The following is a 14,703-nucleotide window of genomic DNA, read 5'->3' on the forward strand; positions in this document are numbered from 1 at the left end:
GTGACTTTCATGACCAAAACGCTTCTCGCCGCTGCGGCGCTCACACTTTTGATGACGACGACCGTCCTGGCCGAGGAAAAGGCCTTTCCCGCAACCCTGAAGGCACATGCGATCCTACCGGCAAACACGATCCTGGCAGCACCGTCCGACGCACCGGAATACCTGAAGACATCGGGCAAATTCACCACGGCGGACCGCAAGCGCGCTGACGCGCTCGGCACCGTGCCCGGCAAGGATGGCGTGCGCCCGACCGGCCTTTCACTGCCGTTCAACGGCCAGCCGATGCAGGGCTTCTCCGGCATCAGGGCCATGGAAGACGGCACCTTCTGGAGCCTTTCCGACAACGGCTTCGGCAACAAGCTGAACTCAACCGATGCCATGCTGATGCTGCACCACGTGAAGATGGACTGGGACGCCGGCAAGGTCGAGGCGCTGAAAACACTGTTCCTCACCGACCCGGACCGCAAGGCCCCCTTCCCGATCGTCATGGAAGGTTCCGACAAGCGCTACCTGACCGGCGCTGACTTCGACGTTGAGTCGATCCAGCCGGTCGCCGACGGCTTCTGGGTCGGGGAAGAATTCGGTCCCTATATCCTGAAATTCGATGTCGACGGCAAGCTGACCGACGTCATCGCGACAACAGTTGACGGCAAGCCGGTTATGTCGCCCGACAATCCGACCCTGACACTGCAGGGCGATCCGTCGAAGAAGACACCCGCCTTCAACCTGAAGCGCTCCGGCGGCTATGAAGGCATGGCACTGTCGAAGGACGGCTCCAAGCTCTACGGTCTGCTCGAAGGGCCGATCTGGACCGACAGCGAAACCGTGGAACAGGCCGATGGCCGTCCGACACTACGCGTCATCGAACTCGATGTCGCAGCCAAGGCCTGGACGGGCCGCAGCTGGCTCTATCCGCTGGCCGAAGGCGGCGAGGCAATCGGCGACTTCAACATGCTCGACGACAAGACGGCACTGGTGATCGAACGCGACAACGGCGCGGGCACGCTCGACAAGGCCTGCGCCGATCCGAAGGATCCGAAGCCGGATTGCTTTGCCGTCGGCTCGAAGGTGAAACGTGTCTACAAGATTGCCTTCGATGACAGCAATGTCGGCAAGGCCGTCCGCAAGATCGGTTACATCGACCTCCTGAAGATCGCCGACCCCGACAACAAGAAGCGCCAGGGCGGTGGTGACGGCTATTACGACATGCCGTTCGTGACGATCGAAAACGTCGATCGCGTCGATGACACGCACATCATCGTCGGCAATGACAACAACCTGCCGTTCTCGGCCGGCCGGGCGCTTGATAAGGCCGACGACAACGAGTTCGTTCTGCTCGAAGTCGGCGAATTCTTGAAAGCCGAATAATCAAAAAAGGGCGCGCGGATTTGCGTCCGCGCGCCCCTTCGTCAAAGATCTGAGTGCGTTCAGCTCTCGAACTGGAACGCCAATCTTCTGCCGGTCAGCTTGCCGAGCTGCTGCAGCCGTCCGTCGAGGCGCTCGCCGGCAAATTCCGAATAGGCCGCAGGCACGACGATCTCCAGATCGACATCCGGCAGGGACGATTTGCGGAAGGTCAGATTCCTCGCCACGCCCGGCATCGACGCCGAGAACAGATAGGCGACGCGCAGCAGGCCGCCGAGCAGTTTCGCCAGTTCCAGCAGTCGCGGCGTGGTAATGCCGGTCAGTGCGCCGGTCGCGCCATCGTCGTTCAGGCCTTCGAAGCGATAGTAGTTGGCGAGCGCGATATAGGCCCGCCCCGCATGGGTGATGCCGGAGAAGGTCGAGTGGGCGATGATGTTCAGCGCCTGCAGACCGCGATAGTCCGGATGGGCGCGCCAGCTGATATCGGCGAGCAGGCAGGCAGCCTGGCGATAGCGGCTTTCCTCTTCGGTTTCCTCGACGCCGAAGAACGGCACCATGCGGCCGGTCCAGTCGGCAAGTTCGCGGGCATGCTCGGGGGAACGCGCCCGCAGGATGGCGATTTCGCCGGCGGCGGTCAGCAGCGGATCCTGCGCACGCTCGCTCTCGTTCAGCAGAGAGAAGAGATAGCCTTCGCGCACGCCGAGCGCCGAGAACGAAATCCGCTCCGGCTTCATGATCGACAGTGCTTCCTGCATCGCGATCGCGCCAAAGGGAAGCAGGCTGCGGCGGCTTTTGGAGATCGTCGCATAGGCCGATGGCTTGATGTTCCTCGGCTCGATCACCTCCGGCAGCAGCGCCATCGCCTCGTCGTAGGAGATCTCGTAGCCTTGCATCATATGCAGCGGATAGTTTCGGATTTCCATGTGCAGCTTGGCGATCGAGCGCCAGGTGCCGCCGACGGCATAAAAGGTGCGGCCGGTGCCGGTCTTCAGCACCGGCGAGCTTTTCATGAATTTGCGCACCCAGGTGCGAGCCTTCGGCAGCGAGCCGCCGCTATGCTCGAAGAGGCGGATACCCCCGAGCGGCAGGGTGATGCCCTTGCCGATCTTTGTGCCGCTGACCTCGACAAGTTCCAGCGAGCCACCGCCAAGGTCACCGACCACTCCATCAGGGTCGTGATAGCCGCTGACGATGCCCATGGCGGAGAAATAGGCTTCCTCTTCGCCGGTGAGGATGCGCACCTTGTGGCCGAGGATCGCCTCGGCCTTCTCGATGAAGGCAGGTCCGTTGCTCGCCTCGCGAGCGGCTGCGGTGGCCAGAACATACATGGAGGTCGCACGCGCCTGCTGCGACAGCGCATGAAAGCGATGCAGCGCCCGGAGAGCGCGCTCGACGCTCTCCTCGTCCATGCGTCCGGTGGCATCGATGCCCTTGCCCAGACCGCACATGACCTTCTCGTTGAACAGCATGGCCGGAGCGCGGCTCAGGCCTTCGTAGACGACAAGGCGAATGGAGTTGGAGCCGATATCCACAACGGAAACCGGGCGGATGCCGGGCAGACGCCCCTGCGCTTCAGATTCGACCATGCAATTCCGTTTTACTTGTGCCAGCTGCTCTTCCAGCCGGCAATCAGCTTCGGTGCACTGGACTTCAGGGCTTCACCCCGGCCGGAGAGGCTGGGATTGGTCATGAAATAGTGCTGCGCGTTGAAAGGTTCGGCGTCCTTGCCGACTTCCATCCGGCGAGACGTACCGTCGGGAAGAATTTCGTAGCTCTGCTGGTTATCGATGAGATTGCCCAGCATGATCTGCGAAAGTACCTGTTCGTGCACAGTCCGGTTGATAAGAGGCACAAGCGTCTCAACCCGCCGGTCCAGATTTCGCGGCATCATATCCGCCGAGCCGATATAGACAAGCGCATTCTCCGATGGAAGGCCGTGACCGTTGCCGAAGCAGAATATGCGGGAATGTTCAAGGAATCTGCCGACGATGGACTTGACACGAATATTGTCGGACAGCCCCGGCACCTGCGGCCTCAGGCAGCAGATGCCGCGTACCACCAGGTCGACTTCAGCCCCGGCACGGCTTGCCTTGTAGAGCGCGTCTATGATTTCCGGATCGACGAGCGAGTTCATCTTCATCCAGATCGCCGCAGGCCGCCGGCCTTGGCGTGCTCGATCTCCTCCTCGATATGCTTGAGGATGCGGGGGCGAAGCGTGTGCGGCGAAACCGCCAGCTTCATGCCGGCTTCCGGCTCGCCGTAACCGGTGATGAAGTTGAAGATGTTCGCCATGTCATGGGCGATGACCGGGTTGCAGGTGAAGAATGACAGGTCAGTGTAGATCTTCGCCGTGACCGGATGGTAGTTGCCGGTGCCGAGGTGGCAATAGGTGCGCAACCGGCCCTCTTCGCGACGCACCACCATCGACATCTTGGCATGGGTCTTGAGTTCGATGAACCCGAAGACCACCTGCACGCCGGCGCGCTCCAGGTCGCGCGCCCAGCGGATGTTGGCTTCCTCATCGAAGCGGGCCTTCAGTTCGACCAGCGCCGTCACGGACTTTCCGGCTTCGGCAGCGTCGACAAGCGCGCGCACAATCGGACTGTCGTTCGAGGTACGGTAGAGCGTCTGCTTGATGGCGACCACTTCCGGATCGCGCGCCGCTTGCAGCAGGAACTGCACCACGACGTCGAAGGACTCATAGGGGTGGTGGACCACCATGTCCTTTTCGCGGATCGCGGCAAAACAATCGCCGGCGTGTTCGCGCACGCGCTCGGGGAAGCGCGGATTGTAAGGTTCAAAGCGCAGATCGTCGCGCGGCGCCTTGGTGATTTCCGACAGCGTGTTCAGCGCCAGAAGCCCCGGCAAAACGGCGACGCGGTTTTCCGGAACGCTGAGTTCTTGAACGACGAACTGGCGCAGCGAAGCGGGCATTTCCGAATCGAGCTCGATGCGGATCACCGATCCGCGACGACGACGCTTCAGCGCCGTTTCGAAGAAGCGCACCAGATCTTCGGCCTCTTCTTCGACTTCGATATCGCTGTCTCTGATGATGCGGAACGTGCCCGAGCCCTTGACCTCGTAGCCTGGGAACAGCCGTTCGATGAACTGACTGACCATGTCTTCGAGCGTGATGTAGCGGATGACGTTCTTGAAATCGGGCAGGCGGATGAAGCGGTCGAGCGCCACCGGCAGGCGCAAGAGCGCCGTCATTGGCTCACGGCCGGTCTTGCTGACGAGCTGCAGGCCCATCGAGAACCCGAGGTTCGGGATGAACGGGAACGGATGCGCCGGGTCGATCGACAGCGGCGTCAGCACCGGAAAGATCGCCTGGTCGAATTCGTTGGCAAGCCAGCTTTTGTCCTGCGCCGATAAGGACGCCGGGCGGACGATGAGGATATCTTCCTTGGCCAGATACTGCTGCAGGACGGCGAGCGACGCCTGCTGCTCCATCTGCAGGTTGTCGATTTCCTTGAGGATGTCTTCGAGCTGTTCGGCCGGCGTCTTGCCATCAGGCGACCGCATGGCGAGCCCCTGCCGCACCTGGCCCTCGAGGCCGGCGACGCGCACCATGAAGAACTCATCAAGGTTGGCGGCCGAAATCGACAGAAAGCGGACACGCTCCAGGAGCGGATGCGCCGTGTTCAGGGTCTCCTCAAGCACGCGGCGATTGAATTGCAGCCACGAAAATTCGCGATTGATGAACCGTTCCGGGCTGGAGAGCAGGTCTAGCTCCTCCGCGGCCTGTTTGTTCTCATTCACCGCAGACGTCGCATTATCCATTACCGGTCAGACCCCATTTCTTCGCATGCAGGAACTATAACAGTTTGACGACGGAACTGTGACAATCAATCGGAATGGCGTTGATTTCCAAGCTCTTCCAGGACTTCGGCGGCAAGCGATCGGGTCAGCTTGACGCCGCGGGCGAGTGCCAGCCTGTCGATGCGTTCGACGATCGTCTGGGCAGCCTCGAGCGAGCGTTCCATGCGCTGGACGATATAGCCGACGAGCCTTTCGTCGATGAAAAGCTGGCGATCGGCAAAGAGCTTGATCAATACCTGCGTCAACAACTCATCGTCGGGCTCGCCGATCTCGACGACGGTTGCTGCTTTCAGGCGCGAGCGCAGGTCCGGAAGAACGACCGGCCAGGACATCGGCCACAGGCGCGAGGTCATCAAGAGGCCCGTGCCATGCTGGCGAACGCTGTTGATGACATGAAACAGGGTGGTGTCGTCGAACCCCTGACGGTCGGCATCCTCGAACAGCACAGGACCGTTGGCGGCGATCAACGCCACATCCGAGTCCGCAACCGGGTGGATCGCCCGCGCGCCCGCCCTCTCCTTCCAGATGCTGGCGAGATGCGATTTTCCGGAACCGATCGGGCCGGCGATGATGACAACCGGCGACGGCCAGTCTGGCCAGTGATCGACGATCGCGATCGCCGCGCTCAACCGATCGGAAACGAGCAGATCCTCACGACCCGTTGCCGGGTCGTGGTCGAATGCCAGAGGCAGTTGTTCGAAGGGACGTTTTGTCATGCTGTACTCGGGACAAGGATGGGACTATCAGCCGGGCTGACTGCCCTTTGCCTTCTTCGCCGCGACCTTTCCATGCCCATGGTAGAGATCGCTATCAAGGTATCGCTGGATGCCGAAGCGAACAAGCACGCCGATGGCGGCGGCCGCGGGAACCGCAACCAGAAGCCCGACGAAACCGAAGAGGGCACCGAAGGCAAGAAGCGCGAACATCAGCCAGACCGGATGCAGGCCGACGCTCTTGCCCACCAGCTTGGGCTGCAGGATGTTGCCTTCGAGGAACTGGCCGCTGAAGAAGATGGCAGCGACAAGCCCGATCCAGAGATAATCGGGCCAGAACTGTACAAGCGCGACGCCGACGGCCAGCACCAGACCGACCATCGATCCGACATAGGGGATAAAGCTGATCATGCCGGCAAAGAGGCCGATCAGCAGGCCGAAATTGAGACCGACGAGCGACAGGCCGATGCCATAGTAAAGGCCGAGGATGATGCAGAGCGAGCCCTGGCCGCGAACGAAGCCGGCGATCGTCGTGTTCATGTCCCGGGCGATCTGGCGGACGACGCTGACATAGTCGCGCGGAACCCAGCTATCGACCCGGTTGACCATCCGGTCCCAGTCGAGCAGCAGATAGAAGGCGACGACCGGCGTGATCACGAACAGCGACAGAATGTCGAGCAGCGCCATGCCAGAGTTCCAGAGCTGCTGGAACAACGTGCCGAGGAAGCTCGCGCCCTGCTCCAAAAGCTTGGCTGAATTCTGCTTGATCGCCGTCATCTGGTCCGCCAGCCATTGTGGCAGCAGCGTCGACTGGCTGTCGGTCAACAGCGCCTGCAGCTTGGAGATGTAACCGGGCATCTTCTGAATGAAGTCGGCGGCCTGGGTGAAGATCACCGGGATGATGATCATCAGCGACAGGGCGAAGATCACCACGAAGCCGATGAGGATCACCACCGTCGCCATCAGCCGACTGAGGCCGAGGCGCTCAAGGCGGTCGGCGACCGGGTCGAGGAAATAGGCCAGTGCCATGCCCGCGAGGAACGGCAGCAGGATCGAGCTGAAAACCATCAGGAAGGCGATGAAGGCGGCGAGCACCAGCAGCCAGAAGATAACCTGGCGCTGTAGTCCCGAACCGCTGACTTTTATGTCCATGGTGTTCCCCGTAACACGCCAAGCATGCCTTTACCGCATCATATTCTGTATGAGGAGATAGGTGGCGTGGCGCGCACCGGTCAAGTCCGCGTGCTTCTCAGCCCGGTAAATTGAACCCTCCATACCGTTCTTGCCGGTGGGATATGGGCAAAATGTTGAAAAAAGGCCGAGAAGGCAGGCTGTCGGCTTGCACTCCCTTGCCCATCGTGCCAATCGCATCCGCAAAATACCTGTCGCGCGACCAGCCTTGGAGAACCAGCATGAGCCAGTCGGGAAAGAACGGCCTCACCTACAGTGACGCAGGCGTGGATATCGATGCCGGCAATCTGATGGTGGAGAAAATCAAGCCGCATGTGCGCTCGACCCGGCGCCCGGGTGCCGACGGCGAGATCGGCGGCTTCGGCGGCCTGTTCGACCTGAAGGCCGCCGGTTTCACCGACCCGGTGCTCGTTGCCGCCAATGACGGTGTCGGCACCAAGCTCAAGATTGCCATCGACGCCAACAAGCACGACACCGTTGGCATCGACCTCGTTGCCATGTGCGTCAACGACCTGGTGGTCCAGGGTGCCGAGCCGCTGTTCTTCCTCGACTATTTCGCCACGGGCAAGCTCGATCCCGATCAGGGTGCCGCAATCGTTGCCGGCATTGCCGCCGGGTGCCGCCAATCCGGTTGCGCATTGATCGGTGGCGAGACCGCGGAAATGCCGGGCATGTATTCCGGAGGCGACTATGACCTTGCCGGCTTCGCTGTCGGTGCGGCCGAACGCGGCCAGCTGCTTCCAGCGGGTGACATTGGTGAAGGCGACGTCATCCTCGGCCTTGCATCGTCAGGCGTTCACTCCAACGGTTACTCTCTCGTTCGCAAGATCGTCGCGCTGTCGGGTCTTGCCTGGGATGCACCTGCCCCGTTTGGTGAAGGCACGCTTGCCGATCTCCTGATGACGCCGACGCGCATCTATGTGAAGCCGCTCCTGAAGGCGATCCGCGAAACCGGCTCGATCAAGGCGCTGGCGCATATCACCGGCGGCGGGTTCCCCGAGAACATTCCGCGCGTGCTGCCGAAGCATCTTGCAGCCGAGATCGATCTCGACGCCATCAAGGCGCCGAAGGTCTTCTCCTGGCTTGCCCAGACCGGCGGCGTCGCGGCCAACGAAATGCTGCGCACGTTCAACTGCGGCGTCGGCATGATCGCCGTCGTTCCGGCGGAAAAGGCGCAGGACGTTGCAGCCGTGCTGGAAGCCGAGGGCGAAACCGTCTTCACGCTCGGCCGCATGGTTGCCCGCGCCGAAGGCGCGCATGGCACGATCTACAAGGGCAGCCTCGCCCTATGATGAACGACGTGACGGCAGGCAGGAAAAAAGTCGTCGTCTTGATCTCGGGCGGCGGCTCCAACATGCTTTCGCTGGCCAAAGCTGCCGCCGAGCCTGGTTTTCCGGCCGAGATCGTCGCAGTGATTGCCGACAAGGCCGATGCCGGAGGCCTTGCCAAGGCTGCAGCGCTCGGCATCCCAACCTATGCGTTCCTTCGCAAGGATTTCGACAGCAAGGATGCGCACGAGGCGGCGGTCCTTGCCGAACTCGAGCGGCTGTCTCCCGATATTATCTGCCTTGCCGGCTATATGCGGCTGTTGTCGGCGAACTTCATCCAGCGCCACGAAGGCCGGATCATCAACATTCATCCGTCGCTTCTGCCGCTCTTTCCGGGTCTCCACACCCATCAGCGCGCCATTGACGCCGGCGTGAAAGTGGCGGGATGTACGGTGCATTTCGTCACCGAGGGCATGGATGAGGGTCCGATCGTCGCGCAGGCGGTCGTACCGGTTGTCGACGGCGACACGGCCGACACCCTTGCCGCTCGCGTGCTGACGGTCGAGCACCGCACCTATCCGATGGCGCTCAGGCTGCTGGCGGAAGGCAAAGCCTGGATGGAAGACGGACGGGTCGTCACGCAGGGCATCAGTCCCGTGCCCGCGTCTTCAACTCTGATTTCGCCGGCCGTATAAACCACCACTACTTTGCCGAAGCCAACCGCCGGTCGAGCGCGTCGAGCACACGCCGGGTCACGGCGGGATAGTCCTCGTCGAAATGGTGACCGCCTTCGATCGCGACGACATCGACGCCCGCGCCCTTCAGGTCAGGGCAGGCGTCGTCTTCTTCCTCGGTGCCGTGAATGCACTGCACCAAAGAGGGGTCGATGTGCTTGATATCGTCGAGCGGATCGCCGCCATCGCCCTGCCCGGCCGCGCCGAGCCAGCCAAGCACCGAAATCTTGTAGTCGACCTGATGCGATAGCGCCATCAGCGTGACCTGCCGCACATGGGCGCGCTCTGCGGGCGGGAGCAGATTGAAAGTGCGTGGCAGGATATCGGCACCGAAGGAGTAACCGATCAAGAGAACATTGCGGACGTTCCAGCGCTTGCGATAGTAGCTCATCACCTTGGCGAGATCGTCGGCCGTCGCCTGCGGTTCGCGCTCGGACCAGAAATAACGCAGAGAATCGATGCCGACGACAGGGACACCTTGCTGCTGCAGGACGTCTCCGACCTGCTTGTCGATATCGCGCCAGCCGCCATCGCCGGAATAGATCACCGCCATGGTGTCGCGTGTCGGCTTGGTATCGAGCACCGTCAGGGGCAAGCCGAATGGATTGTCTGCCGCGCTCTCGCTGTCGATCAGATCCGTCAGATGACCTGATAGCGCCGCATAGGCTTCGTCGTCGCTGTCTTCCTGCGTGATATCAGGGTGTTTTTCGATGAGTTTAGCCACATGGCTTCGGCCGTCGTCGGATGCCGTCGGCGTAAAGACGACGGAGATCGGGTCCGGCAGGGCACCGTCCGTCAGGCCGTACACCATGCGATCGGCCTTCAAGGTCTTCTCCGCCGGCGTGCAGAGCTGCTTCGTCAGCGCAACGCCTTCCTCCGGATCGACCGCAAGCGTCTGGCCGATGGTCGCAGCCGGCGTCTGTGCGGCGATGGCCAGCGCCATGGCCCCGCCCGCTCCGACCCCGGCCACAATCGGCGGGAGGTAGGCATCGCTCTTGAGGACGCGCTGGACCTGCTGGCTCAACGCTTCGATATCCGACACCGTGTAGATGCAGTCGCCGTCGTCCTTGGCGAGCGAGGCAAGATAGGCCTTGAGGTCGATACCGATGACGACCGCCTTGTCGTCGACAAGGGCGCGAGCGACCGCATCTTCCTTGTCGCTCCAGCCATCCGCATTGGACAGCAGAACAACAAGGGCGGATGCCTTGTCCTTCGGGACGAGGATATGGGGTGCCGGGATCATGCCGGTGTCGTAGGTCGCCGCCGTCTCCTGCCCTAAAGCCGGTGCAACCGTCGCGATGGCGAGAAGGGCGGCACCTGCCAGAGGCTTCCAGATCATCGGGATCCGCATCATTTCTTCATCACTCCCTTGAGGCCGCCGCCGATCAGGAATGTTACATCCATCAAGGCAAGGATCGGATTGATGCCGCCGCTCGCCACGAGATAGCGCGGCTGCCAATGGGGGTGGAACTTCGACTTGAAGGCGCGAAGTCCCTTGAAATTGTAGAAGCGTTCGCCGTGCTCGAAGAAGGTTCGCCCTGCCCGATCCCAGACCGGCGCGATCTGGCGCGAGGACATACCAGACAGCGGCGCCATGCCAAGATTGAAGGTCCGGTACCCCTCGGCCTTCAGATATTCCATCACCTTCGCGAACAGGAAATCCATCGATCCCTTGGGGGCATCCGGCGAGAAGCGCATGAGATCGACGGTGCCTTCCTGCTTGGTTGCCGTCACCAGGATATTGGCGAAGGCGACGATCCGTCCCTCGTAGGTGAGGATCGCGACCGGCTGTTCGGCCAGATACTCAGGATCGAAAGCCCCAAGCGAAAAACCCTTTTCCTTGGCATTGTGATGGGCAAGCCATGCATCGGAAATCGCCGTCAATTCGCCCATGATCGCCGGAACGTCTGCTGGAGCCACCATTTTGAACTCCAGCCCGTCGCGCTGGGCGCGGCTGACCTGCTGGCGCAGATTGGCCCACTTGCCGCCCTTCATCTCGAAACGGGCGAGATCGACATGGGCGAGCTCGCCGAGCCTGAAGGCGCGAAGTCCCGCATCGGCATAGTAGGCGAGCCCAAGTGGCGAAACCTGATAGAACACCGCGCGGCAGCGCTGGCGCGGGCCCTCTCGAAGAACTGCCAGATCAGTTCCGGCCAGGCATCGACCGGCCCCACCGGGTCGAACAGCGCGATCCACGAGCGGGCGCGCTGGCCATACATGATGAAGGCGCGACCATCGGCGGAAAACATCAGGCTCTTGTCTCCCATGCGCACCAGATTGGCATCGGACATGTCCTGCGCCTCGACGATCGCCAATGCCCGCTCCATGGCATCGTCGGTTGCCGGCTCCGCGCCTGAGGCCGCCGGGCGCATCAGGCTCCAGATGGCAACAGCGCTGGCGCCGATCGTCACACCCAGAAGCGCACGCAGGCCGCGCGGCGCCTCGGCAGAGAATTCGAACTGCCACCAGAGTTCATGGCTGTATTCGACGTCGCGATAGACGAACAGCAGGACGACCAGCCCACCCAGGCAGATCACCCCGAGTGCCGTCAACCACGGCAGCGTCAGCGCCTGGCCGAAGAGCGAAGCCGGCCGAACAAACAGACGGCGGCTGGCGAGGAGACCGACGAGAAAGAAGGCAAGCATGCCGGCCTCGACCAGCGCGATCGCCTTGATCAGCGAAAGCAGCAGTGCGGCAACGGCGATTGCGACCGACGCCCACCAGGCGCCATCGAGCCGCTGTGCGAGCCCGCGCGAGACGATGACGAGCGCAAGGCCGAGCAAGCTTGCCAGAAAGTGCGCGCCCTCGACGATCGGCAGCGGCAGCAGACCCTCGAGGAAGGCGAGATTCTCATCCGGCGTCGGCGTGACGCTCGACAGCACCAGCATGATCGCCAGCACGATGCCGAGTGTTGCCAGGAGAAGCGGCGTGATACGGCCGCCGATACGGCGCACGCTGGAGGCGACGGGATGGCCGGAAAGCTGACGAAGCTCGGTGCCGATGACAACCGCGATCGCGATCAGCAGCGGCAGCACGTGATAAATGACACGGTAGAGAACCAGCGCACCGAGGATCGTGTCGACATCGGCGCTGTGACCGAGCGTGGCGATGATGATCGTCTCGAAGACGCCGAGCCCGGCCGGAACATGGCTGAGAACGCCGATACCGACGGCAAGCGAATAGATCGCCAGGAAGGCGGGCCAACCGATTGTGCCCGCCGGAAGCAGCACGTAGAGCACCGTCGCCGATGCCGCCAGATCCAGCGCCGTGACGAGGAACTGGCGCGAGGAGGTGCGCGAATCCGGCAGGCGCAGTGTGAAGCGCCCGAGGCTGACCTCATGACCGTCACGCGCCTTGACGAAGACAGCGAGCACGACGCCGAGAATGGCAACCGCGATCATCCGCAGCCAGAAGGGGTTAAGACCCGTCAAGGGCGCCACATATTCGCCGACGGCGAGCAGGCTCAGGCACGTGACCGTCAAAAGCCCAAGGCCGAAGGCGAGCGTCACGAAGGCGATGATCCGGGCGATGTTTTCCGGCTCGATGCCCAGCCGCGAATAGGACCGGTAGCGGATGGCGCCGCCACTCAAGGCGCCAAAGCCGGCCGTGTTGCCGACCGCATAGGCGCAGGCCGCCGTCAACGCGACATCGGCATAGGGCAGCTTGCGCCTGACGTAATCAAGCGCGCCGACATCGTAGAAGGTGAGCGCGAAAAAGCTCAAGGCGGTGAAGAACACCGCCGCGGCGACAGAGGTCCAGCTGGTATCTGCAAGCGCCTGGACCACGTCGCCGTACTGCACTTCGGAGGTCAGATGAAAGATCGCCAACCCGAAGAGGGCGATCACCAGCAATGTCGCAAGTGCCTGCAGATAGCGCCGGTTACGGCGCAGAAAGGGTCTCCATCCTACCTCGATCTGCTGATCGTCGTTGGCTGCACGTTCCGTAAGGGAGGACGTCATGGGTTGCCCATGTCATTGATGAAGACATCAGCGCTGTAGCCTACCCGAGAACGATCAAAAAGTGAAATATCCGTAATGTATTGTTCTCTTATAAAACAAGGTCTTATGCCGTGAGCTTGCCGCGGTTCAGCTGGGCCCACTGCAGCAGCATGATGGTTTTGGCATCGCAGATCTCGCCGGTCGCGATCATGGCGACCGCTTCATCAAAGGGAATTTCGAGAACCTCGATATCCTCGCCCTCATGCGCCAGGCCGCCGCCATCACCGGCCTTTTCTGTGACATCAACAAGCCCAACGAAGAAGCTGGTGCGCTCGGTGAGCGCGCCGGGGCTCATATAGGCATCGAAGAGGTGAGTGGCCTTGTCGACATGGTGGCCGGTCTCCTCCAGCACCTCACGGCAGATCGCGACTTCAGGCGTATCGTCGTCGAGCAGGCCGGCCGGCGCTTCGATCATATAGGCGGGATCGCCCTGCAGCAGCACCGGCACGCGCAGCTGGCGGACGAGCACGACGCTCTCACGCCTCGGATCGAACAGCAGGATGGTCGCGGCGCTGCCGTGATCATGCACTTCACGCGTGAGCGTCGCCGTGCCGCCGCCTGACATGTCCTGCTCAAGGGTGATTTCTTCCAGATGAATGAAACCGTCCGAGAGCGTGCGCCGCTCGATGATCCTGACACGGGGATCGTGGTGGTTCGTCATGGCGGGGTCCTTGGTCGGGAGAGGAAAGGATGTGGTCGCAGTCGACCGTCAGTGAATGTGTTCCGAAGGGGCGCAGCTTTCGCGTTCCATCTGCAAGGTCGTGTGGTGCAGGTCGAACTCGTCGCGCAACCGTTGTTCGATCGCACGCCGCACCGTCTCGCCGTCGGCCTCTTCCGCCAGAACGACATGCGCCGTCAGCGACGGCTGGCTCTGGGTGATCGCCCAGAGATGCAGATCATGCACCGAGGCAACGTCGGGCACGGTCGTGATTGCCGCATGGATATCGGCCAGGCGCATGCCAGGCGGCACGCCTTCCAGCAGAATGTTGACGCAGTCCTTCAGCAGCACCCAGGTGCGCGGAAAAACCATGAAGCCGATACCAACGGCGAGCAACGAATCGACCCATTGCCAGCCGGTAAACCAGATGATCGCCGCGCCTGTTATCACCGCCAGCGACCCGAGCATGTCCGACCAGACCTCGAGATAGGCGCCCTTGACGTTGAGGCTCTCGTCCTTGTGGCTGGTCAGAAGCCGCATGGAGATCAGGTTGACGACAAGACCGATGACGGCAATCAGCAGCATGCCGCCCGACTGGATTTCCTGCGGCAGCGACAGGCGCTGCCAGGCCTCGTAGAGAATGTAAAAGGCGACGGCGAGCAGCAGCAGGGCGTTGAAGGCCGCCGCGAGAATCTCGAAGCGGGCATAGCCGTAGGTGCGCAGCAGATCCGACGGCCGGCGGCCGACATGGATGGCGACCAGCGCGATGGCCAATGCCGCCGCGTCGGTCAGCATATGCATCGCATCCGAGATCAGCGCCAGGCTGCCGGTCAGAATGCCGCCGACGACCTCGGCCAGCATGAAGCCGCCCGTCAGCCCGAGCGCACCCCAGAGACGCGAGACTGGCGTGTTGCTGACATCCGCATGTTGATGGTCGCCGCTCATGAAGGCATC

The 14,703-nt window shown here is 62.1% G+C and carries 8 protein-coding genes and 3 pseudogenes; 3 read left to right on the forward strand and 8 right to left on the reverse strand.

Translation table 11 applies throughout. The annotated features are described in order from the left end of the window. The first annotated feature begins 9 nt into the window (after positions 1-9). Positions 10-1,368 carry an esterase-like activity of phytase family protein gene (locus BKP54_RS05315; protein WP_025426500.1) on the forward strand — a complete coding sequence of 453 codons (1,359 nt, stop codon included), beginning with the start codon at positions 10-12 and terminating at the stop codon, positions 1,366-1,368. A 59-nt stretch (positions 1,369-1,427) separates the two neighbouring features. On the opposite strand, the gene ppx is transcribed toward BKP54_RS05315, so the two are convergent. From ppx to BKP54_RS05335, 4 genes and pseudogenes are all read right to left on the reverse strand, one after another. Next, a complete protein-coding gene (gene ppx / locus BKP54_RS05320; RefSeq protein ID WP_025426499.1) occupies positions 1,428-2,951 on the reverse strand; it encodes an exopolyphosphatase in 1,524 nt (507 codons plus the stop codon). Between the two features lie 11 nt (positions 2,952-2,962). After that, positions 2,963-5,179: pseudogene (locus BKP54_RS05325) on the reverse strand (RNA degradosome polyphosphate kinase). A 34-nt stretch (positions 5,180-5,213) separates the two neighbouring features. After that, a complete protein-coding gene (gene hdaA / locus BKP54_RS05330) occupies positions 5,214-5,903 on the reverse strand; it encodes a DnaA regulatory inactivator HdaA (RefSeq protein ID WP_025426497.1) in 690 nt (229 codons plus the stop codon). 27 nt (positions 5,904-5,930) lie between these two features. Beyond that, positions 5,931-7,052, reverse strand: a complete 1,122-nt coding sequence (locus BKP54_RS05335; protein ID WP_038575993.1) for an AI-2E family transporter — start codon at positions 7,050-7,052, stop codon at positions 5,931-5,933. Positions 7,053-7,312: 260 nt separating this feature from the next. Here BKP54_RS05335 and purM point away from each other — a divergent pair, with 260 nt between their 5' ends. Beyond that, positions 7,313-8,383, forward strand: coding sequence for a phosphoribosylformylglycinamidine cyclo-ligase (gene purM, locus BKP54_RS05340; protein WP_025426496.1), 1,071 nt, complete (start codon positions 7,313-7,315; stop codon positions 8,381-8,383). Further along, entirely contained in the window at positions 8,383-9,054 is a 672-nt protein-coding gene (gene purN / locus BKP54_RS05345; protein WP_025426495.1) for a phosphoribosylglycinamide formyltransferase, read from the forward strand. Before purM ends, purN begins: the two co-directional genes overlap by 1 nt. A gap of 7 nt (positions 9,055-9,061) precedes the next feature. Here the strand turns inward: purN and BKP54_RS05350 are convergent, their stop codons facing one another. The 4 genes and pseudogenes from BKP54_RS05350 to BKP54_RS05365 all read right to left on the reverse strand — a co-directional run. Beyond that, on the reverse strand, positions 9,062-10,447 hold the full coding sequence (locus BKP54_RS05350; protein WP_084814302.1) for an AcvB/VirJ family lysyl-phosphatidylglycerol hydrolase: 1,386 nt from the start codon (positions 10,445-10,447) through the stop codon (positions 9,062-9,064). Next, a pseudogene (gene mprF, locus BKP54_RS05355) lies at positions 10,444-13,052 on the reverse strand (bifunctional lysylphosphatidylglycerol flippase/synthetase MprF). Before mprF ends, BKP54_RS05350 begins: the two are co-directional and overlap by 4 nt. A 103-nt stretch (positions 13,053-13,155) precedes the next feature. Then, positions 13,156-13,752, reverse strand: coding sequence for an NUDIX domain-containing protein (locus tag BKP54_RS05360; protein WP_084814303.1), 597 nt, complete (start codon positions 13,750-13,752; stop codon positions 13,156-13,158). Between the two features lie 51 nt (positions 13,753-13,803). After that, a pseudogene (locus BKP54_RS05365) lies at positions 13,804-14,694 on the reverse strand (cation diffusion facilitator family transporter); the annotation flags it as partial. Positions 14,695-14,703 lie beyond the last annotated feature (9 nt).

Source organism: Ensifer sp. 1H6 (assembly GCF_001976035.1).
Taxonomy (GTDB): Bacteria; Pseudomonadota; Alphaproteobacteria; order Rhizobiales; family Rhizobiaceae; genus Ensifer; species Ensifer canadensis.